Origin of the sequence: Paenibacillus sp. JDR-2 (genome assembly GCF_000023585.1) — a bacterium.
Classification (GTDB): Bacteria; Bacillota; Bacilli; order Paenibacillales; family Paenibacillaceae; genus Pristimantibacillus.
The window spans coordinates 1,085,099-1,105,622 of the sequence record NC_012914.1 but is presented as its reverse complement, the minus strand read 5'-3'; the positions used below and the strand labels follow the sequence as shown (position 1 = coordinate 1,105,622).

Sequence of the window (20,524 nt, the reverse complement as noted above, 5' to 3'; positions counted from 1 at the left end):
GCTAAAAAGCGTACGATATGCGGTTCTCTGCTTTCTAAGGCGATTCCGGCCAAAATAACCCTTGCGCTACGGTTTGGCAGCGTTTACAACTATACATAGAGAGACTACATGCCGGATAAAGGGGCGGGATACTCATGAAAGCGTACGGCTACTTTACCTCGAAAAAATATTTCAAACGCGTGTTGTTTTCCATCATGCTGACAATGGCGTTAATCCTTACCGGCTTGTCCGCAGCCAATACGTATCTGCTCGAGCGGTCCGTCAAGCATGTGCAGGAAGACGCGAACCTTAAGGTGCTGACCCAGACTCAATACAACCTCTCTTATATGAACGAAATAATCGTACACCTGTCTACCTTCGCCTTTCGCGATAACGCCTTGATTCCTCTGATGTTCAGCAACAACCTGCCCAAAATGGACTATATCCGCGGCTATCAGCAAATGTACAATATGCTGGAAAGCTCCTCGTTCCTGCATTCGATGGCGGTCTATAACGCTTCAACCCGGGAGCTGTACGGCTCCTCCAGCGACTTTCTGGTAGATGGCGGCACAACAAAAAGCAGTATCCTTGATTGGCTGCTGCGCTCCTCGGAAGGCTCCCTGCCAGCCTCCAGACTCATCCCGTTCAGCTTCCAGCATTCGAACAAGATTGATGCCTTTGCGTTTATCGTCACGGATACGTATGGTCCGTTTACCCCGAGCCAATCGGCTATTATTTTGTTCATTAAACCCGATTGGGTATTTGACAGCTTAAGCAAGCTGAACGGCATAAGCAGCGGGAACAGCGGTGAGATTCTGATCCGAACCTCCGGCGGCCAGCTGTTCGACAGCGGCCATTCCGGGCAGACCCTTCCTCTTGATCAAGCAAGTATAGGCAAGCTGATACAAGCTCCTAACGGGGAGAGCGGAGCTGCTAACGACTCCGGCTTTGTTATCGGAAATTCCGGCGGGCAAAAGGTGATGATCACCTACCTGCACGGCATCGGCGACTGGACGATTCTGTACATTCAGCCTTACAAGGAGATCATGAAAGCCGTCTCGGATATGCGTGCCCGTAATTTTGCGCTGACCGGCGCTTTTATCCTGCTCTCCATCGGAATCTCCATCTGGCTGAGCTACAAGCTGTACGGTCCAATCGAAGCCATGCTGAGACGGATTCTCCCGCATATGAGGAATACCGCACCGGATTCGGGCAAGCGCAATGAATTGGATGCCATGGGCGATCTCTACGAGCAGCTCTCCGGACAGCTGCAGGAGATAAGCTCGGAGCAGATTGTGCGCAAATACTATATCCGCAAGTTTTTGACCGACAACCGCAGCCTTTCCGAGCTGGATATGAGGCAGCTGATCAGGAAGCACGAGTTGCAGCTAGCGCCAAGCGGCCCGTATATGAATTGCACGCTCCGTTTCGACCGGTACGACGAGTATGACCGAAGGACATCATCCGCCATGAAAAAGCTGCATAGCTTTGCGGTTACGAATATTACGAAGGAAGTACTGTCGCGGGCTTTCCGCTGCGAGATGATCGATATGCAGGAGGATCATTTCACCATCCTGTTGTCGGGCAAGGAGGAGACCCTTGATCCGGCAGCCGTTAAACCCGCTATCGCCGATATCCAGCAGATACTGGAGCGTTATTACAATCTTTCTTTGACCTGCGGAATCGGCGAGGCCGTTACCCAGCTGACCCAGCTGTCCGCAAGCTATTACCAGTCCTATCAGCTTAGCCAGTACAGTATTCTGATGGGCTACAAAGCGATTATAGAAGAGCAGGATATACGTACAAATCTCGAGAACAAACAAAAGTCTCTGCCGGACGACGTGGAGAAAAAGCTGTCCGAGGCCATCAAGAAAGGCAAGCTGACCGAAGCCGGCAGCGAGCTGGAACGGGCTTTCGCCTTGCTGGCCGCGCTGCAGCTGGAGGATATGAGAAGAGCGATCGCCGATATGGCCTGGATTATCAAAAACGCGGCAGCCGAAATTACGAGCAACCGCATTACCCAGCTGTCCGTCGATATCGAACGCATCCCGCTTCTGCCGCAGGATTACTATACGCTGGATGAGCTTCATCTCGCCTTCCTGTCCCTCTGCACCGCGATATGCGAGGAGGCGAAGCCTTCCAGCATGGAACGCAACGAGATGATTATCGAGACCGTGAAGGAACTCATCTGGCAAAAATACAGCGACTACAACTTAAGCCAGCAGTCCATCGCTTCCACCGTCAAGTTAAGCTCCGCTTACGTCGGCAAGCTGTTTAAGGACAGCTGCGGAATGACCATTACGGAATATCTCAACGATGTCCGTCTGCGCCGGGCACAGGAGCTGCTGCTCAAAGAAGACAGCACCATCACCGAGATTATGGAGAAGGTCGGTTACGGCAACCAGAGCTATTTTTTCCGCTTATTCAAAAGCAAGTTCGGCACAACGCCGAAGGAATTCCGCATTAAAAAATCGATCTCTTGAAGAAAACCGCCTGCTTCCCTCCGAGGAAGCAGGCGGTTTTCTTATGCCGAAGCTGTATAAAACAGTAATTCGCAATAAGTACAGCCCGCTTCTACAGTTATTCAAACAATGAACGCTATCCCGCCGGTTTCGGGTCATGGCATGCTGGACTCATCAAAGATTGGAGGAGATGCACTTGCCTAACATCCCGCCTGCCGGTCTACCAAGTGAGGAGCAGCCGGCAGCCCCAACACCCGTTAAACGCAAAAGCTGGCTTGCCAAAGAGCTCCGGCATATCCGGCGAAACCGCGAGCTGATCCTGCTTGCCCTCCCAGGCGTGTTATTCAAACTGGTCATTGCCTATTTGCCTATGGTCGGGCTGATCCTGGCCTTCAAATACTTCCGGTATGACCAAGGCATATTCGGCAGCAAATGGGTCGGCTTCGACAACTTCGAATTTCTGTTCAAAGCGCAGGATGCCTTCCGCATTATCCGCAATACGCTGCTGTACAACTTTACGTACATCCTGCTCACGATGGCGGTCTCGCTCTTGATGGCCCTTCTTCTTAACGAGCTGACCAGCAAGCTGATCAAGGTGTACCAGACGACTTTGTTCCTTCCTTATTTCATCTCCATGGTGCTGGTCGGCTATATCGGCAACGCTTTTCTCGACTTTCAGAACGGGTACTTGAACACGATCCTTGAGTTCTTTGGCCAGAAGAGTCATAACTGGTACCTTGAGACAACGCCTTGGATCTTTATCCTTCCGCTTGTCGCCCTCTGGAAAGGAGTCGGGTTCTCGACGCTTGTCTACTTCGCCGGCATTACGGGAATCAGCACCGACTATTACGAAGCCGCCCGGCTGGACGGAGCTTCCCGCGTGCAGATGATGACCCGGATTACCCTGCCGCTGCTGAAGCCGCTCGTTATCATTTTGTTTATTTTGGGACTCGGCAATATTTTCAGAGGAGATTTCGGGCTGCATTATTTTGTTCCGAATAACGTCGGGCCTAACTTCCCTGCCACGGACATTATCGATACCTACGTCTACCGCGCCTTAACGAAGCTCGGAGATATCAACTCCGCCGCTGCAGTCGGATTCCTGCAATCCGTCGTTGGGCTTGTGACCGTCGTAACCGCTAACCTGATCGTCCGCCGCATTGACAAAGACAATGCGCTTTTCTGACCGAGGAGGCCTGCCTGCCCATGAAAATCAAATTCGCCGATATCGTCATTAACCTGTATTTCGTTATCGTATGTCTGCTTATCGCCATGCCTTTTGTCCTTGTGATCTCGATCTCGCTGAGCTCGGAGAACAGCCTGCATCAGTTCGGCTATCAATTCCTGCCCAAGGAATGGAGCCTCGAAGCTTACCGGATTGTGTTCGAGAAGCCGGAGCCTTTGCTTAGAGGCTACGGGATTACGATTGCGATCACCGTCATCGGCACCGTGCTCTCACTCTTTATGACCGCCTTGATGGCTTATCCGATTTCGCGAAGCGACTTCCGCTATCAGCGGCCGCTTACGTTCTACGTCTTCTTCACGATGCTGTTCAACGGCGGACTTATTCCGTTCTATATCCTGATGACTCAATATCTGCAACTAAAAAACACGCTGGCCGCCCTTATCATTCCCGCCGTGATGAGCCCGTTCAACATCATGATTATGAAGGGGTTTCTCGACAAGATTTCGAGAGAAATCATCGAATCCGCAAAGGTAGACGGGGCAAAAGAATACCGGATCTTCTTCACCATCATCCTGCCGCTCTCCACGCCCGCCCTGGCGACTCTTGGCTTGTTCATCGCTTTCGGGTATTGGAATGAATGGTTTAACGCCCTGCTCTTTATCGACAACGACAAATACGTACCGCTTCAGCTGCTTCTTGTCCGGATCTTATCGCAAGCCGAGTTTCTGGCAAACTCGCCGATGGCCGAGGTAGCGGATAAGCTGAAATTCGCGCAGTTCCCGACGTTGACCGTCCGGATGGCGATGGCTATCGTAGCCAGCGGGCCGATGCTGGTGATCTTCCCTTTTTTCCAGAAGTATTTCGTCAAAGGGTTAACGGTTGGATCTTTGAAGGGTTAACAATCAAAAGCCCATGCTTTCGAAGCAAGAATTGCCACAAAAAGCGTGCGTCAATTCTTTTTAGGAGGTGGTCCGCACTCTTTTGCCCGGCTTAAGCAGGTCTGCTTCACGACGTGTAGTAATAATAAAACAGGAACAATAATTGGAGGGTTTACGGTGAACAACAACAAAAAAAGATTGTTCGCAACGCTGCTGTCCGTCATCTTATTGTTTGGCATTCTCGCAGCCTGTTCCAGCAACAATAACGGCAATAATAACGCTACTCCAACTCCTTCAGCGGAACCGTCAACCGCAGCCAGCGATACGCCTGCCGAGTCAACGGAGCCGGCTCTGGACCCAGTTAAGCTTACTTTCCTTTACCCGGTTGCGGCCAACCCCGGTCCGGACCAAAAGCTTGTGAACGACGAGATCAACAAATACTTGAAGGAGAAAATCAACGCCACCGTCGAGCTGAAGCCGCTCACCTTCGACGAATACGAGCCTAAGCTGAACGCGATGCTCGCGGCGAACGAGAACTTCGATATTGCCTGGAGCTCCAAGGGGTGGCTGGGCAACTATCAGCCTTATATCGACCGCGGCGCCTATCATGAAATTACGGATGATATGATTGCCAAGTATGCTCCCGAGGCACGCGCGAATATCCCGGACAAATTCTGGCCGGATATGCTTGCCGCCGACGGCAAGGTCTACGGCTTCCCGATTTATCAAGTGGCAGCGAAGCAGAAGAGCTTGATTATCCAGAAACGTTTTATCGACAAATACAACCTCGACGTCTCGAGCATCCATACCTACAGCGATATCGAGCCGTTCCTGCAAACTTTGAAGGAAAACGAACCTGACGTTGTGCCGCTTGGTCTTGCGCAAAACTCCAGGGGGATGTATATCGACCCAGCGGTTGCAGGCACGGACGGTTCCCCGGTTTACTATAAAAAAGACGATTCGGCTTACACGCTGTCGACGTTCCTGAATACAGCCAATGACCGTCTTCCTTACTTCCAGAAGCTGCATGAATGGTACGAGAAAGGCTATATCAACCAGGACGCTCCCGTCCTCCAGAACATTAACGACCTGAAGGCAAAAGGAAACGTTGCGGTATCGATCGAATTCACTTCGAAGCCGGGCGGCGAGATTGGCGAAAAAGCCATCAACGGCGGCAACGATGTCGTCTATGTTCCGATCTCCGACAGCTATTTCACGGGTATCGCAAGCGCCATGCATGTCATCAACAAAAACTCGAAAAATCCGGAACGCGCCCTTATGCTTATCAACCTGCTGAATACGGATAAATACTTGTATAACCTGATTTGCAACGGGATTGAAGGCAAGCATTACAAAAAAGTCGATGACCAGTACATCGAGCCAATCGAAGGCTCCGGTTATGCGCCTAACGGCGACTGGGTATTCGGCAACCAGTTTAACGCTTATCTGAAGCCGGGCATGGCAGCGGATACATGGCAGAAGACCATCGAACTGAACGACAACGCCGTCGTTCTGGCGAGCAGCGGCTTTACGGTGAACGAGGAGAATTTCAAAGCGGAGGTTGCCAATATCAACGCGGTGAAAAATGAATACGAAACCGCGCTCGAGACCGGCGCCGTTGATCCAAACAAAGTGCTGCCGGAATATATCTCGAAGCTGAAGGCTTCCGGCGCTGAGAAGGTAGACGCGGAAGTGCAGAAGCAGTGGGATGCATTCCTTGCGCAAAAAGGCCTGAAATAATTGAAAGCAGTCCCTTGGCGAATGCCGGGGGACTGCTTCTTGGCATCCTTACGGCTTCAAGCCGCTCTAGCGGAGCGCGCCATACTCCCGAAGAAGGCTCGCCACGTTCTCGTGCCCCTGCTGAACAGCCAGCGACAATGGCGTATCCCCGCCATCCGCCGAGGCATTTACATCCGCTCCATGCTCCATTAACAGGCGTATCATCTCCAGGTTGTCGTCATGGAAAGCCGCCGAGTGAAGACAGGTATGACCGTTGCTGTCCAGGATCGTTGTGTCTGCGTCTTTTGCGAGCAGCAGCTTAATGACTTCGAGGCTTCGTTCCCCCGCAATCGCCGCATGCAGGGCCGTATTCGAAGGAATAAACGAAATGCCGGAATGAGAGACGGCATTAACGTCTGCGCCTAGCTCCAGCAATACCCGCACAACCTCCGCATTGCCAAAATGCGCGGCATAGCCAAGCGGTGTAAGACCATCCTGATTCTCGGTATTGGCAAGCTGAGGATGTGCCTCAATGAGTTCTTTCGCTATAGCGGCGTCGCCGCTCTGAGCCGCCTGAAACAGTTCATTTATGTAAGACTGTAATTCCATCGTATAACCTCCATTCGGAAGATATTGAGCATGTTTGATCTTCTCGCAGTGCCCTTCCAATTCCTGCCGCTTCATTAAAAAACCGGCCACATAAGTGACCGGCCATTTCCTCAAGCCTTACGCATACCGGGCAATTGCCTGCTGGTAGACGTCCTTCGGACGGAGCCCGATATATTTATCAACCGGCTCGCCGTTATGGAAGACGATGACGGTTGGCATCGACATCACGCCAAACTCGGAAGCAATCTCCGGCGACTCGTCACAGTCCACCTGAAGGATGGAGACACGCTCGCCTTCCTCCTGCTGAAGCTCATCCAGGATAGGCAGCAGCACCTTGCACGGCGGGCACCATTTGGCCCCAAACTCGACTAATGTTGCTCCGCTTGAACGAACAGCCTGACGGAACGACGGTCCGTCTATTTTCCTAACGCTCATCTTCATTCCTCCGTTTCTTTCTGCTCTTCCAGAATCGACTGAATGCGGTCCTCCAGATTGCGTTTAATGCTGCTCAGGAGCCCAATCTGCGTCTCGATCTCCTCCATCTTCTCGCGGTAGATCGGGAGCACCTCCTTGCAGAACGCCTCCTTGTTCTTCAAGACGCAGTGCAGGAAACCGGAGATTTGCTCCGTCGATAAGCCAAGCTGAAGATACAGCTGAATCGTCCGCACCTGCTCCTCGGCAAGCGGCGAATATTCCCGGTACCCGTTCTCCAGCCGGATGGGAGTAAGCAATCCCTGCTCTTCATAATAACGAAGCGACCGCAGACTAACTCCCGTACGGGTCGCAAGCTCTCCGATTTTCATCCCTAACGCCTCCTGCATCGTCGATTCGAATCGATTATATACCCTCACATTAATGTGAAGGTCAAGTAGAACGGAATTCAAGTAGACAAAAACCCTTCCTTGATTGGAAGGGTTGATTTTCTATTATTGATGGCGGTACGCCTGCGGGGTAACACCGGTCATCTTCAGAAAAGCACGGTGAAATTGGCTGGTGCTGGAGAAGCCGAGATCCACGCTGATCTGTCCGATCGTGGCGCCCGAACGGCGCAGTCTGTTCATCGCCTCCGTAATGCGCAGCCTCAGCAAATATTGATACGGCGTTGTACCGGTTGCTTCGCGGAAGGAACGGATAAAATGATACCGGCTTTGAAGCGCGATCCCGGCAAGCTCCTCAATATTAATCGTATGGTCGTAGCAGTCATGGAGATAGGTCAAAGCCCGCCTAATATGCGGATCGTTAATGCCCGGCGGCAGCAGCTCCTTCTGGCCAAGCTTAAGCATGCCGCCCAAATAGGCGACCACATCCTGCTCAACCTCCTGCACCGCAATCGGATCGGCCAAGGCCTGCCCTTCAATCAGCGCCATCATCCATTGACGGAAACGGCCCATCATGTCTCCGGTATGAAATTCCTGCCGGATGTCCTGCCCCGCTCCCGCCATAAAATGCGGCTGAAGGGATTCCATCCCGCCGTCTCCGCGTTCGCGAACTTTTATAATAATAACGGATGATTGCTCGCCCAGATAAAAATGATGCTCGGTCCCCGGCGGCTGGAGCAAGCCGTTGCCTTGTTTCAGGCCATAACTCCGCTCTTCCTGCGTAAAATGAACCGTGCCCTTGATCGGAAGCGTAACCTGCATCCAGTCCTCATGCTTATGGGGAACATTCTTGAAGCCATGGCTTCCTTGCCACAGCTCGATCCAGCTGGTCTCTACTTTCATCTCCATGTCTCTTCACCTGCCATCATTATAGCAAAAGTTGCTCCATTTGCAGCACTTTTCGCAACGACCGTTTTCCGCCTCCCCCGCTATACTGAAAAAAATGAAAAGGGGGAACCGTTCCATGACTACGACCGCTGCTTTACAGGCGCAGCGCAACCCGGCGATCTGGATGCTGTTTGGCGTCAGCTTCGCCCATCTGCTGAATGATGCGATGCAGACCGCCGTGCCTTCATCTTTTCCGCTGTTTCAATCCGAGATGCATCTGAGCTTCACCAAAATCGGCTGGGTAGCCTTTATGCTAAACATTACCGCATCCCTGCTCCAGCCGTTTATCGGATACGTGTCTGACCGCAGGCCAATGCCGTTCCTACTCCCACTTGGCATGCTCTTCTCGCTGGCCGGCGTAGTTGGCTTCGCTTATGCGGACAGCTTCTGGATGCTGCTTGTCTCTTCCGCTCTTATCGGGGTAGGCTCGTCCGTCCTTCACCCGGAATCTTCCCGGGTAGCACGGATGGCAGCCTCCGGCGGGAAAGGGATGGCGCAATCGGTATTCCAGGTAGGCGGCAACACCGGCCAGGCGCTGGCGCCGCTGCTTGTTGCCTTTCTGTTAATGCCGCATGGCCAAAGAGGCTTCCTGTGGTTTACGATTTTTGCCGTTGCCGGCATCGTTATTCAACAGATCATCAGCCGCTGGTATGCCGGTCAGCTGGCCGCTGCCGCATTGATTAAAAAGGCGGCTAACCGGGTGCTCGATCAACAATCGCCTCATTCCACCATGTTCGTGGCTGGCACGATGGCGCTCCTGATTATCCTGCTGTTCTCCAAGTTTGTGTATATAGCGGGGATGACCGGCTATTATTCATTCTATTTCATTGATCATTACGGGTTGTCGTTCTCGCGCGCGCAAATTTGCTTGTTCGCTCTGCAATTCGCGGGTATGGTGGGTACGCTGCTTGGCGGACCACTTGCCGACAAGTTTGGCCGCAAGACGATGATCTGGATCTCTATCGCGGGAACAGCGCCATTTTCGCTGCTGCTCCCTTATGCAAGCCCGGCAGTCGCCCTCGTCTTGTGCTGCGCGATTGGCCTGATTCTGATGTCGGGCTTCTCCGTCATCATCGTCTATGCGCAGGAGCTGATGCCACGGCATATCGGCACCGTATCCGGCTTGTTCTTCGGACTTGCGTTTGGCATGGGCGGACTTGGCTCCGTTCTGCTCGGCTGGCTGACCGATGTGAAGGACGTCGCATTTACGATCGAGCTGTGCTCTTTCCTCCCGCTGCTTGGACTTTGCGCGTTCCTGCTGCCGAAGGATTCGAAGCTGATGGGCAAGGTGTAGGCGGGGATTTTCTCAAATTTATAGCTTCTTGACGAATAAGACCCTGCGAGGGTCTTATTTTGTTCAGTGCTACCCTTACACTACTCTATCGTTCAAATCTCACCGGGTAACCCTAAAAATCATTTATTTATGTATCGTAACCTTTGTACCCGTAGGTACCGCATTGTATAACCACTCTACATCCTCATTCAGCATGCGGATGCAGCCTGCGCTTGCGTTCGTGCCAATGGATGAAGGGGCATTCGTCCCGTGAATGCCGTACTTCGTTCCCTGGGTATTCGGGACGCTTATCCCCAGCCAGCGGCTGCCAAGCGGGTTCTTCGGATCACCGCCGGGAATTCCTTTGGCAGAGTACCAGGGGTTCTCGATTTTTGTTAATATCTCGAAGGTTCCGGTCGGCGTTAAACCCGCCTTTTTCCCGCTGGCAATATCAAATGTCTTCTTAACTGTTCCTCCGGATTTTACGTACAGCTTATTCTTGGTAATATCGATATCTATAGAAAGCTTGGTCGAGGTCGTCGCAGCAACCGTATTGCCGGACTTCGCCGCCGCCATATAATACGGATTTGGAATTTGCAGCTCTTGCCCCGCTTGAATCATGCTTGCGGCCGTGCCTACCCCGTTCGTCTGGGCTACCGCTTTCTGATAATCCAGCGATTTGAAATATTTGACTGATAGGCTGTACAGGGTATCGCCTTTTACGACATGATGTCTGCCTTCTCCCGACGGGAGCGGAATTCGAAGCGTCATTCCGATATGCAGCTCGGTATTGGGATCGGTTATCCCGTTGTAGGTCATTAACGTATCCATATAGTTGCTGCGGTTAAAATAACTTTTGGTAATCGAAAATAAAGTATCTCCCGGCAGCACCTCGTAATAGTCCAGAACAAGAGGGCTTTTCAGCTTGATCACTGATCCGGCTTTTAATGATCCTGTTGGATTCAATCCGTTTACTTTCGCTACCTGCTCGTAATCGCCTGTCAGATAATATTTCTTCGAGATCCCAAACAACGTATCTCCCGGCTTAACGGTGTACGGAACGGTAATGCCGGTAGCCTTTTCCGCCTCTGCCCTCAGATTACCTGGATAAATCACCAATGCCATCATAACCATAATCATACAAAGGACCCACTTCGACTGCCTGCTCAACGATGATCACACCTTCTGAAGGAATAATTGCGGCTCATCAAATTCGCTGTCATTCCGCAGGATTCCTTCTTATTCGGCAGCCTTCGGCTACAAATGGTGCGTACGTAGGAATTAAACGCAAGAAGAATCCGCGTGAGCGGGTTCTTCCAGAACTACCATTTCCCAATATACCTAATCCTCGCAAGGATTCAAGAACTAGTCTTTAATTCATCCCCCAGCCAATTACGCCTACCATAATTTTTCTGAGCGGCTCCATTAACATGTTGATGAACACTACCGTTGTCCCTGATGCTGCACCGGACCAATTGAGAACAAAGCCTACCGCGATAATGGCACTCCAGGTCAACAGTACCAGATAGACGATAAAATCTTTGTACCATTTCTTGCGGATGAGCGGCTTTCCACCTACAATCAACAACACGATGTACACCAACGCGATAACGATAGCGAAATAAAACATGACTTACTTCTCCTTCTTATCCATCAAATAATCAAAAGATTTGTTGCTTAATCCCATACGCGCCATCCGGAATTTGACCTTCGTCTCAAGCGGTGCCTGCTTAAACACCTCATCCCAGTTCTTGCTCCACGCCTTCCATTGCTTCGGATATTTACGGTGTGTCTTCTCAGCAGCACCGAATATATCCGCATTCAACTGCTGTCCCTTCTTCCAAGCCTCTTGCAGCAGGGCACTAACCTGCAGTTGTCCGCCTTGTTCAAGCGACTGGATGATGCCGGGTTTATATAAGTCCTGCGCGCAAGTGGATTCCATTAACGTTCCGGTAACGTCGACTTCCGCCGTAAACGTAAGCTGATTGTTTTTCAACTTCGGAATAACCTTGGTTGCCGACTTGAATATATGGATGGTGTCATAGCCTTTCTTTCCTTTATCGTCTTCGCATGGAACAACCACATAGGACTGTTTCACGCTATCCCGCAAATAGGACGCGCCTAGCGATTCCTTCCGGCTCATCCAGCCGATCATTTTATCGTCCTTCAGGACGGCGAGACGTCCCAGCTTCAGCTTGGAAGGAATGGAGGTACTGCCGAACGATCTGAGGGAGGACGTATCCTCCGTTCCGGATACAAAAATCTCGGGAACAACAGCGCTCTTCGCGTCCCCGGTCACTTCCATCGCAAGCTGGTAGACTGGAATATTCGGCAGAATGGAGGTGTTTTTCATCTCGGACAAAATAATCTCCTTCATTCCCGCCCCCGAAATCGCCTGCAGCTGCATGAACTGCTCCAGTATCCGGCGCGCCGTGCCCGGCGTCGCAAGCACGCTTACGGTCTCCCTCGTGCTCGAATTGCGGAAGTAAACGTCGATTAGCTCGTTGAGTCCGTGCTGCAGCGCTTTTTCCCCTATAACAACGACACGGTTATGCGCGAAAAACAGCTTGCGCGGGCTTTCCGAATAGCTGTGCATAATCGCATCCCGGATGGTCTTGCCTTTCGTTGAGTATACAATGATAGGCGATTTCGGACCGCTGCCTCCCGATCCCCCCATAACCGAGGAGATTGCAGCAGGGATAACAACCTGGTAGGATACTATCCAGCTGTCTCCGTCCCAATCAATGCCCGTTGCCGACGTAATGGCCACTTCGTTCAGCTCGATCCGGTTCCAGCATCCGGTTGTCAGTAAAGCGAAAAGAAGAAGTAACAAAGCACCACAAACAGACTTAAATCGTAATCTCATGGCTTCTGCCCCCCTCTTTGCTGCTTGCGTTTCCCCCGCGTCACGAGAAGTCCCAAAGCAATAAGAATAGGCAGTAAAATATTCGTAATCAGCAGCACCGGCATATTGACCAAGGTTGTCATGAAGGTGCTCTCCATATCTTGCGGCCACTCGCCCGCTGCCGTTACGATAGCGAGAATGCTTAATCCCATAACCGTATGGCGCTCGCTGCGCAGACGAAGAGAGTGAAAGAGACAATGAACGGCCGCAAACAGGAACACGGCTAATTTGACATACATCGTCAGGACCCAGACCGAAACGGTAAATATTTCGATCCGCTCCAGAAATTCGCCAACCTCGACGATCGCCATAACATTAACAAAGGCGTAGGACATAAACGGAACAAGCTGCTGCCCAAAAATCGTAAGGCTCAGCAAAATAATCAGCACAAGCTGCGAGGAGCCAAGGAAGGTGCCCAAAAGGCCTGCTTTCACGGCGGATGCCGGTTTTTTCATGTAGGGATTAATAAGAAGCAGAACGGCTACCTCCGACAAAAGACCGATAGGAGGAAAAGACGCGATCGCCAGTCTTGCCGTGCTTGTATCAAACAGCGGAATGAGCCTCTTGAAATCAATGTCTGTATAAAGGACAAAGACGGATACCGGAACAATAAGCAGGATCAGGATAAGCACCAAAAAAGCCGAACGCGCAATGGCTTCAATTCCCTGCATGACGGTAAAAGCCGCTACGACTACCATAATGGCCGTCAGCATAAACAGCGGAGTCGAATCAAGGACGATATCGGCTATGAAATCGGCAAACGACCGGACTATTACGCAAAAGGAATTGAAATAATAAATCCCTATAAATAATCCGATCACCATGCCAATCGGTCTTCCGAAGCTGCTCTCCATCCATTCCACAAAAAGCTGCCCTTTATTCGCCTTGCATAACAGCCCTATGCCCAGAGCCATAATCATACCGGCTGCGATTGCTATTATGCCTGAAATCCAGGCATCATGATGAGCAATCGTGACCATTACGCTTGGTATCGCCAATACCAGCGTAGGCGTAATCGCGCTTTGAATTAAGGCAACGGTCTGCAAGGTCGATATAGCCGGCTTCATGACTCTAGGCTCCTTCCTGATCTGGGTCGGGCTTCTGCCCGGCGCCTTCCCTTATTGCATTGCTGTCACTTCCGATATTAATCGGGCGTTTTCGCATCGCCCACCAAGGCACTCGAATCAGAACATCCTTTAAATTGGACGGTACAAAAGGCGAGAACGGCATCATATACGGCTTGCCAAAGGACCGTAAACCGCATAAATGGGCAAGTAGAACCATCAGCCCGGACATGATGCCAAACAGCCCGAACGTACCTGCCAAAATCATTAATATAAAACGAATAAGCCGGGCAGCGATTCCCATATTTACCGCCGGAATAACGAAGCTGGCAATTGCGGTAAAGGATACGACAATAACCATGGCTGCCGATATAATCCCCGCCTGAACGGCCGCCTGTCCAAGCACGAGCGCTCCAACAATCGAAATCGCGGGTCCGATAATCCGCGGCATCCGGACACCCGCTTCGCGCAAGATCTCGAAGGTTATCTCCATCAGGAATGCCTCGAGCAAGGCCGGGAACGGAATCCCTTCCCGCTGGGCTGCCAAGCTGATTAGAAGCGAGGTCGGCAGCATTTCCTGGTGAAAGGTGGTGATCGCAATATAGAGCGACGGAAGCAGCATGGATATGAAGAAGGAGGCCATCCGGATGATCCGCAGAAAGGTCGCAATATCATACCGCTGGTAGTAGTCTTCGCTCGACTGGAAAAACTTAACAAAAGTTACCGGCGCAATCAGGACAAACGGCGTTCCGGAAACCATAATCAAAACCTGGCCTTCCAGCAGGGCAGCGCTTGCGGCATCCGGACGTTCGGTATTCTGCAGCAGCGGGAAAGGCGTAAACGCCCGGTCCTGAATAAACTCCTCGACATAGCCGCTTTCCAGCACGCCGTCGATATCGATCTTGTCTAAGCGGCGGTGAACCTCCTTGACGATTTCCTCCTCCGCGATTCCCTCCATATAGACAACCGCTACATTGGTTCTCGTCTGACGCCCGATCATTTTATAGTCAAACCGGATATCAGGCGACTTAATTATTCTTCGGATAAGCGAGGTGTTGGTCCTCAGGTTTTCGGTAAAGCCTTCCTTCGGCCCCCGAATAACCGTCTGGCTGCTTGGCTCCTCTACCGCGCGGGTTTTGCCTCCGGTTGTATCCATCACAATCGCCCGCAAGCTGCCGTCCACCACAAGGACTGTGCTTCCCTCAAGAATGCTGTAGCCTGCTTGTTCAATCGTGCTGACTTCGCTAAGCTTGCCAATTGCGATGGACCGCTCGGTCAAATGATGATAGAGGCTGGACTGCTTGCCGTCCTCCTCATCCGTGTACGGATTATTGGCATCGTCCAGAAGACTCAGCAGCAGCGTATTAATGGTCGTCCCTTCCACAATGCCGTCAATATAGAGAATCGCATACCGCGTATTGTCAAAGGAACGATGCTGAAACGTACGGCATACGATATCCTCGCCTCCGCCCAGGAAACGGTGCATACGCTCAATATTAATATCCATATCCGGAAGCAGCACTTGCTCAGGCTGTCTGGCTTGCCCGGTCGAAGAGGTCTGCTTGCCTGACTTAGATGAAGTCTTATCAATTAGCATGGTTACTGTCCTCGCTAGATGGCTGTTTTTGTAGCTTGCCGCGCGATCGAACTCCGGACCGGAGAAGCATGACGATTAGCAGCAGGGCCGGAATGTACATTTGGAAAATCGGGAAATGATACTTCACATTCAACTCGAAGCCGACGTTGACCTGATGCATGTAGCTTTTAAACCAGAACGAGCCGAAAAAAATGCCGATCCCAACCGGAATGGCGGCAATCCGAAGCGAAATACGAAGCAAATAGGCTAAAGCGAGCGATGCGCCAAGGTAATAAGCCGTCAGCTTCACGTATACCGCCGTGAAGAACAAGAGTGCGACAAACGGATCAAAACGCTCGAATACATCTCCGATTGCAACAAAGGTAGTTGCTTGAAGAAGCGGTACCGTGCTCCATGCGGCTAATGAGCCCAGGCTTGCCGTAATAACCACATTCATGACGGTGATGAATGCTCCGGCGAACAAGTAGCTCTTCAGCGTGACCCGGATTACTTGGCCGAAGCTCTTGTTGTCGATATAGCGATAGAACATGAGGAACAAAACCATTTCGCCAAAGGGAAATGAGATAAGCTCCGGAATAGCGGCATCCCAGACGGGCTTGAAGCCTTTTTCCAGCATCGGCAGCAGTCTGGCAAGATCAATGGTCCCTGTAATAATTAGCAAGAGATAGATTAAGGCATAGATCAGAATCAGGATCGGCAGCAGCACCTCCGCCATTCGGAAGAACACTCCGGGACCGCCCATAACGGCATAACCGCCAATAATGCAAATGATGAGCATGATGACGGACAGCGGCGTATCCGACAGCAGAAACATAATGGACAGGTCTGCGAACTCACGGACATTACGGGTGCATTTGTAACAGAAATAAACGACATAGACGAGTCCAAAAATAAAGCCAATCACTTTGCCGAAATAAAGCTTGAAAATTTCAATCAAGTTCCGGTCAGGCTCAAGCCTTTGGATCTGCAGCGTCACAAGGCTGATAACCGCAAAGCCGGCCAGCACCCCAACGGCCACCGATAACCACGCATCCCGCTCCGCCGTGCCGCCAAGCAGAAATAAAGAGGAGCTGCCGATTAAAAACAGAATGACCATCGTAGCCATCTGTCTGAGCGTCACCATGACTAATCCCCTCCCGTCAGCGAAGTGCCCAAATTTGCATTTCTTATCATGCCCGGCGGAATGGAAAATAATTCAGAATCAGGAAGCGGGGACCGGAGGGGGAAATAAAAAAAGCTGTCCGGGCGGACAGCTCTTTAACTATTTTCTTTCGATAACCTCCGCTAGCGGATCCTTTGGCGGAATGCGGTTATGCTTGCGGAAAGCGTAAACCCGGGTTGCGATAATCTTGATTATCGCGTAGACGGGAACTACGATGATCATGCCAAAAGCGCCGATAATGGAGCTTGCGCCAATTACAAGCAGCATGACGGTGAACGGATGAACGTTCATTTGCTTGCCGATAATGCGCGGCCCGATCAGATTGGCTTCGATTTGGTTCGAGACGATAAGCACAACGCCAACCAGAAGTACCGTCATCGGTGAAACGGTAAGCGCAACGACAGCCGTCGGAATAAAGGCGATTAACGGTCCGATGTAAGGGATAAAATTCGTGATGGCGGCAATCAAGCCAAGCAGCAACGGATAAGGCATATCGATCAGGAGGTATCCGACAAAGGTCAGCACGCCGATAAGAAGCGACGTGAGCACTTTACTCAGGATAAACGAACCGATCGACGCATCGATCTCCTTAAGCGCCCCGCTTGCTTCCTTGTGAAAACGTTCCGGCAGCATCCGCAGGATATGGCCGGGCAGCTTGTCTCCCTCGCTCAGCAAGTAATAAATCATAAACGGAACGAGACCAAGCAGGAAGAAGAAGTTCATAATCACGTTAAAAATGCCGCGAACGCTGCCGATGACGGAATTAAGCAATTCATCCAGCGATCCGGTCAGCTTGTTCGTCAGATTTTCCGTAGAAAGAGCATCCTTCTGCCCGATTTCCTTCAACCATTCATGCTGTTGCATGGACTCAAGCCATGTCTGGACGGAAGCGACGATCTGCGGAAAGTTGTTCACCAAATTAATGGACTGGTCCCGGATTGGAGGCCAGATCATCCAGAAGAACAAATAACAGATGCCAATCGCGCCTATGTAAACAAGCAGAATAGCAACCACCTTTGGCAGCTTCATAGAAAGCAGCCTTACAAACGGGCGGAACAAATAATAGAACATACCGGAGATCAAGAGCGGCACGAATAAGGCGGCCAGCACCTTCCCGATCGGATTAAACACGAAATCTACTTTGGACGCCAGATAGGCGATCAATAGAACAACGATAATACCATAACCTATGCGAAACCACTTGCCTTGCGGCATAAGGACAAAACTCCTTTTAACGATATTTTTAGCCTATTACTAGAATTAACGCAAAACGGGCGAAAATAAACATGCAAAATTTATTATTCCTCCCAGATACGCTGAATGCTAGGTTTATCCTCCGTGAAGGTAAGCCGAAACACATCGGGATTGGACATAACTTCCCACTCTCTAAAGCCGATCCGATTGTCAAAGTGCCTAAGCAGCAGAGAAATCAGATTGCCGTGCGAGACGATAACAATGTTGTTCTTGCCGCTGATCAGAGCTTCCGTAACGACGCTAACAGCGCGGCTCATTGCCTCGTTGCTGGACTCCCCTCCCTCGTAGAGCAAATCCGGATCCTCGTAGGTCAGTCGCAGCATCTCACGCCAATCCGCATGATTGGCGCCGGACAAAACTCTCTCAGTCAACCGATCATCCGTAGCGATATCCACGCCAAGTCTGCCGGCAAGCGGCGCTATTGTTCTAAAAGCTCTTTCATACGGACTTGTTAGAATGAAATCGACTGCCCTGCCGGAGAAAAAGTCTGCAAGCTCTTCGGCCTGCCGAACGCCCATCTCTGTTAATGGAGCATCCGGCTCCTGTCCGGCAGCTTTGCAATGGCGCACGATATACACCTGTTTCATGACGTTGCCTCCTCTCAAAAATACTTTATATGAAAATAATACCAAAATAAAAACCGGGAAGCTCTATGAACTTCCCGGTTTTTGAATGTTTGACTATTTCTATTCACCTTCACCCTTACATTGGAATACATCCAATAAAACGAAGGCAAATTAACGCCGCGGCTGCTCCACGCTGGATTTTATACAGTAAAAACTCCTTCAGGAGCACCAATTCCCCATTTTTTCGAGAATATACTGGATGAACTCCAAGTAGAAGACATATCCCCTCTTAAACAAGCAATTATATTGGAGCAAATCCAACGTATGAGCGCCAGCATTCCAGCCTCCCAACTCACCGGCAAAACAAAAAGGCGGTCCCAAAGGAACCGCCCTAACTTCTTCTTAGCCCTTGGCTGCAAGGAACGCAGAAGCCTGCGTCTCCAGCTCGGTTTTCACTTTGTCGACGCCCGCTGCCTTCATCTTGGAATTCAGCGAATCGAATTGCTTGTCGACATCCTTCACGGCCCCTATCGCAAGCGGCATGAAGTATTGCGTGGATACGTTTTTCAGATTCGCAATCTCGGTCTTCACATTGTCCGTGTTAAACGTGAAGCCCAGATACGGGATCGGCTGCAGGAAGTCCTTGATCTTGTTGTTCAGCTCGATGTAGGAATCCGTCCAGCTTGCGCTAGGCTTGAAATAGTCCTTGTCGACAAACCAGAAGCCCGCCGCATCCGGCGGATACGTATTGTCGGCAGCGGTTACGCCGTCCGGCAAGGCCAGCTTGTCGTCCGCCGTAAGCACGTAGTTCTTGCCTTCGATTCCGTAGTAAGCATTAAATACATAATCCTGATTCTCCATAATAAGATCAAGTGCTTCCATCGCGCGTTCAGGATGCTTGGAGTTGGCAGCGATCGCAACGCCGTTGTTCAGCCAGCTGTTAGACGGCGCATGGCCTGTCGGAGACAGTACCGGCATAATGTAGGTGTCGATGTTCTTGTCTTGGCAAGACGACAGGGTAGCTTGAATATCGATGGAGTTGCCGAACGCTACGCCGGATTTCCCGTCGCAGAAGTTATCCTTCGAGCGGATCTTGTTGGAATATGGATTCTTGTTCACATACCCCGCATCGTACCACTGCTTCATAATGCCGGCCGCATATTTGAACGCGCCTTGAACCGGCTCGTCGGTCATACTCAGGATTTTACCGGTTGCGTCCTCCTGGTCCGTATAGTTGCCCACACCGGACGGGTCGCCGGAATCAAGCGGAGCGCCGGCGTAAGCGAACTTCTCTTGGACCAAAGCGCCAAACGGCGCCGGCAGGTCATATTGGGAGTCCAGGTTCAGCGGAATCATGTTCGGATAGTCCTTCTTAATCTCGGCAAAATAAGGCCCCAGCTCAGAAATCTTTGTCGGATTAGTCAGACCCGCTTTCTCCATAACGTCCTTGCGGAGGACGATAACGCCAACCTTGCGGTCCGGGGTTGTAGTCGGGATCATGTATTGCTTGCCGTTTACCTGCGCGGCTTTATAAGCGGCCGGATCCTGCTTCGCTGCATATTTCGGCATATACTTCTGGAACATTTCCTGCGTCAGTTCCTTGAAGGAGCCTTTATTGGCTTCAGGCACATAGAAGTTCCAGTCGGCGGTGAAGACGAAGTCGACATCTTCGCCAGATGCCAGAATAAGCGGATATTTCGCGGCGATATCTCCCCAGCCGATATAGTTGATCTCAAGCGTTGCGTTGATGTCCTTCTTCAACTTCTCGTTAAGGGCTGCCATGACATCGGGCATGCCCTTTGGCGCCTCGCCCAGCAAATACCCGACCAGCTTCACTTCTTCCGAGTGATCATTGCCGGAATCCGCGGCCGCCGTTTCCTTGCTGCCCTCTGCCGGCGAAGCTGAAGCCGAAGGCTCCTCAGAGCCCTTGGAGGATGCCGGCGTATTATTGGTATTATTGCTGTTGCTGCTGCAGGCGGCCAGCAGGAGCGCAATCATAGCGATCAGGGCCAGCATCGTAAATAGGCTTTTTGTTTTTCTTATCAAAGTAAATCCCTCCCCTTATAATGGCCAAGCAAGTAAAGCATCTATATAAATTCCAAGT

18 protein-coding genes are annotated in these 20,524 nt (G+C 51.2%); 5 read left to right on the top strand and 13 right to left on the bottom strand.

The genetic code is table 11. The annotated features are described in order from the left end of the window. Window positions 1-134: 134 nt before the first annotated feature. The 4 genes from PJDR2_RS04760 to PJDR2_RS04745 all read left to right on the top strand — a co-directional run bounded on the left by PJDR2_RS04760 (window position 135) and on the right by PJDR2_RS04745 (window position 6,245). The gene (locus PJDR2_RS04760) at window positions 135-2,462 is read left to right on the top strand and encodes a helix-turn-helix domain-containing protein (protein WP_015842553.1); all 2,328 of its coding nucleotides are present in this window, start codon (window positions 135-137) and stop codon (window positions 2,460-2,462) included. A 175-nt stretch (window positions 2,463-2,637) separates the two neighbouring features. After that, a complete protein-coding gene (locus tag PJDR2_RS04755; protein ID WP_015842552.1) occupies window positions 2,638-3,627 on the top strand; it encodes an ABC transporter permease in 990 nt (329 codons plus the stop codon). 20 nt (window positions 3,628-3,647) lie between these two features. After that, window positions 3,648-4,526 (top strand): carbohydrate ABC transporter permease, encoded by an 879-nt coding sequence (locus tag PJDR2_RS04750; protein ID WP_015842551.1) that lies wholly within the window; start codon window positions 3,648-3,650, stop codon window positions 4,524-4,526. Window positions 4,527-4,682: 156 nt separating this feature from the next. Continuing rightward, entirely contained in the window at window positions 4,683-6,245 is a 1,563-nt protein-coding gene (locus PJDR2_RS04745; RefSeq protein ID WP_015842550.1) for an ABC transporter substrate-binding protein, read from the top strand. 66 nt (window positions 6,246-6,311) lie between these two features. Here the strand turns inward: PJDR2_RS04745 and PJDR2_RS04740 are convergent, their stop codons facing one another. From PJDR2_RS04740 to PJDR2_RS04725, 4 genes are all read right to left on the bottom strand, one after another. Next, complete coding sequence (locus PJDR2_RS04740; RefSeq protein ID WP_015842549.1) at window positions 6,312-6,833, bottom strand: ankyrin repeat domain-containing protein; 522 nt, start codon at window positions 6,831-6,833, stop codon at window positions 6,312-6,314. Window positions 6,834-6,950: 117 nt separating this feature from the next. After that, entirely contained in the window at window positions 6,951-7,268 is a 318-nt protein-coding gene (locus tag PJDR2_RS04735; protein WP_015842548.1) for a thioredoxin family protein, read from the bottom strand. Between the two features lie 2 nt (window positions 7,269-7,270). Next, window positions 7,271-7,636 (bottom strand): MerR family transcriptional regulator, encoded by a 366-nt coding sequence (locus PJDR2_RS04730; RefSeq protein ID WP_015842547.1) that lies wholly within the window; start codon window positions 7,634-7,636, stop codon window positions 7,271-7,273. Between the two features lie 123 nt (window positions 7,637-7,759). After that, the gene (locus PJDR2_RS04725) at window positions 7,760-8,560 is read right to left on the bottom strand and encodes an AraC family transcriptional regulator (protein ID WP_015842546.1); all 801 of its coding nucleotides are present in this window, start codon (window positions 8,558-8,560) and stop codon (window positions 7,760-7,762) included. Window positions 8,561-8,675: 115 nt separating this feature from the next. Here PJDR2_RS04725 and PJDR2_RS04720 point away from each other — a divergent pair, with 115 nt between their 5' ends. Further along, on the top strand, window positions 8,676-9,893 hold the full coding sequence (locus PJDR2_RS04720) for an MFS transporter (protein ID WP_015842545.1): 1,218 nt from the start codon (window positions 8,676-8,678) through the stop codon (window positions 9,891-9,893). Window positions 9,894-10,016: 123 nt separating this feature from the next. Here the strand turns inward: PJDR2_RS04720 and PJDR2_RS31750 are convergent, their stop codons facing one another. From PJDR2_RS31750 to PJDR2_RS04675, 9 genes are all read right to left on the bottom strand, one after another. Next, a complete protein-coding gene (locus PJDR2_RS31750; RefSeq protein WP_049790021.1) occupies window positions 10,017-11,012 on the bottom strand; it encodes a LysM peptidoglycan-binding domain-containing protein in 996 nt (331 codons plus the stop codon). 232 nt (window positions 11,013-11,244) lie between these two features. Next, a complete protein-coding gene (locus PJDR2_RS04710; RefSeq protein WP_015842543.1) occupies window positions 11,245-11,502 on the bottom strand; it encodes a hypothetical protein in 258 nt (85 codons plus the stop codon). Between the two features lie 3 nt (window positions 11,503-11,505). Next, window positions 11,506-12,738, bottom strand: a complete 1,233-nt coding sequence (locus tag PJDR2_RS04705; protein WP_015842542.1) for a Ger(x)C family spore germination protein — start codon at window positions 12,736-12,738, stop codon at window positions 11,506-11,508. After that, window positions 12,735-13,844: a GerAB/ArcD/ProY family transporter gene (locus PJDR2_RS04700; RefSeq protein ID WP_015842541.1), complete on the bottom strand. Its 1,110-nt coding sequence runs from the start codon at window positions 13,842-13,844 to the stop codon at window positions 12,735-12,737. Before PJDR2_RS04700 ends, PJDR2_RS04705 begins: the two co-directional genes overlap by 4 nt. Before the next feature lie 4 nt (window positions 13,845-13,848). Continuing rightward, complete coding sequence (locus tag PJDR2_RS04695) at window positions 13,849-15,438, bottom strand: spore germination protein (protein WP_015842540.1); 1,590 nt, start codon at window positions 15,436-15,438, stop codon at window positions 13,849-13,851. Then, window positions 15,428-16,561: a GerAB/ArcD/ProY family transporter gene (locus PJDR2_RS04690; protein ID WP_015842539.1), complete on the bottom strand. Its 1,134-nt coding sequence runs from the start codon at window positions 16,559-16,561 to the stop codon at window positions 15,428-15,430. The genes PJDR2_RS04695 and PJDR2_RS04690 overlap by 11 nt, the downstream gene beginning before the upstream one ends. 138 nt (window positions 16,562-16,699) lie before the next feature. After that, window positions 16,700-17,815 (bottom strand): AI-2E family transporter, encoded by a 1,116-nt coding sequence (locus tag PJDR2_RS04685; protein WP_015842538.1) that lies wholly within the window; start codon window positions 17,813-17,815, stop codon window positions 16,700-16,702. An 83-nt stretch (window positions 17,816-17,898) separates the two neighbouring features. Next, window positions 17,899-18,441, bottom strand: a complete 543-nt coding sequence (locus PJDR2_RS04680) for a histidine phosphatase family protein (RefSeq protein ID WP_015842537.1) — start codon at window positions 18,439-18,441, stop codon at window positions 17,899-17,901. Between the two features lie 381 nt (window positions 18,442-18,822). Further along, window positions 18,823-20,466 carry a DUF3502 domain-containing protein gene (locus PJDR2_RS04675; RefSeq protein ID WP_015842536.1) on the bottom strand — a complete coding sequence of 548 codons (1,644 nt, stop codon included), beginning with the start codon at window positions 20,464-20,466 and terminating at the stop codon, window positions 18,823-18,825. Window positions 20,467-20,524 lie beyond the last annotated feature (58 nt).

Excerpts from the sequence above, each read along its gene's own strand:
- PJDR2_RS04760 (WP_015842553.1), top strand. The coding sequence starts at position 135 with ATGAAAGCGTACGGCTACTTTACCTCGAAAAAATATTTCAAACGCGTG.
- PJDR2_RS04750 (WP_015842551.1), top strand. The coding sequence starts at position 3,648 with ATGAAAATCAAATTCGCCGATATCGTCATTAACCTGTATTTCGTTATC.
- PJDR2_RS04740 (WP_015842549.1), bottom strand. The coding sequence starts at position 6,833 with ATGGAATTACAGTCTTACATAAATGAACTGTTTCAGGCGGCTCAGAGC.
- PJDR2_RS04735 (WP_015842548.1), bottom strand. The coding sequence starts at position 7,268 with ATGAGCGTTAGGAAAATAGACGGACCGTCGTTCCGTCAGGCTGTTCGT.
- PJDR2_RS04730 (WP_015842547.1), bottom strand. The coding sequence starts at position 7,636 with ATGAAAATCGGAGAGCTTGCGACCCGTACGGGAGTTAGTCTGCGGTCG.
- PJDR2_RS04725 (WP_015842546.1), bottom strand. The coding sequence starts at position 8,560 with ATGGAGATGAAAGTAGAGACCAGCTGGATCGAGCTGTGGCAAGGAAGC.
- PJDR2_RS04720 (WP_015842545.1), top strand. The coding sequence starts at position 8,676 with ATGACTACGACCGCTGCTTTACAGGCGCAGCGCAACCCGGCGATCTGG.
- PJDR2_RS31750 (WP_049790021.1), bottom strand. The coding sequence starts at position 11,012 with ATGATTATGGTTATGATGGCATTGGTGATTTATCCAGGTAATCTGAGG.
- PJDR2_RS04710 (WP_015842543.1), bottom strand. The coding sequence starts at position 11,502 with ATGTTTTATTTCGCTATCGTTATCGCGTTGGTGTACATCGTGTTGTTG.
- PJDR2_RS04705 (WP_015842542.1), bottom strand. The coding sequence starts at position 12,738 with ATGAGATTACGATTTAAGTCTGTTTGTGGTGCTTTGTTACTTCTTCTT.
- PJDR2_RS04700 (WP_015842541.1), bottom strand. The coding sequence starts at position 13,844 with ATGAAGCCGGCTATATCGACCTTGCAGACCGTTGCCTTAATTCAAAGC.
- PJDR2_RS04695 (WP_015842540.1), bottom strand. The coding sequence starts at position 15,438 with ATGCTAATTGATAAGACTTCATCTAAGTCAGGCAAGCAGACCTCTTCG.
- PJDR2_RS04690 (WP_015842539.1), bottom strand. The coding sequence starts at position 16,561 with ATGGTGACGCTCAGACAGATGGCTACGATGGTCATTCTGTTTTTAATC.
- PJDR2_RS04685 (WP_015842538.1), bottom strand. The coding sequence starts at position 17,815 with ATGCCGCAAGGCAAGTGGTTTCGCATAGGTTATGGTATTATCGTTGTT.
- PJDR2_RS04680 (WP_015842537.1), bottom strand. The coding sequence starts at position 18,441 with ATGAAACAGGTGTATATCGTGCGCCATTGCAAAGCTGCCGGACAGGAG.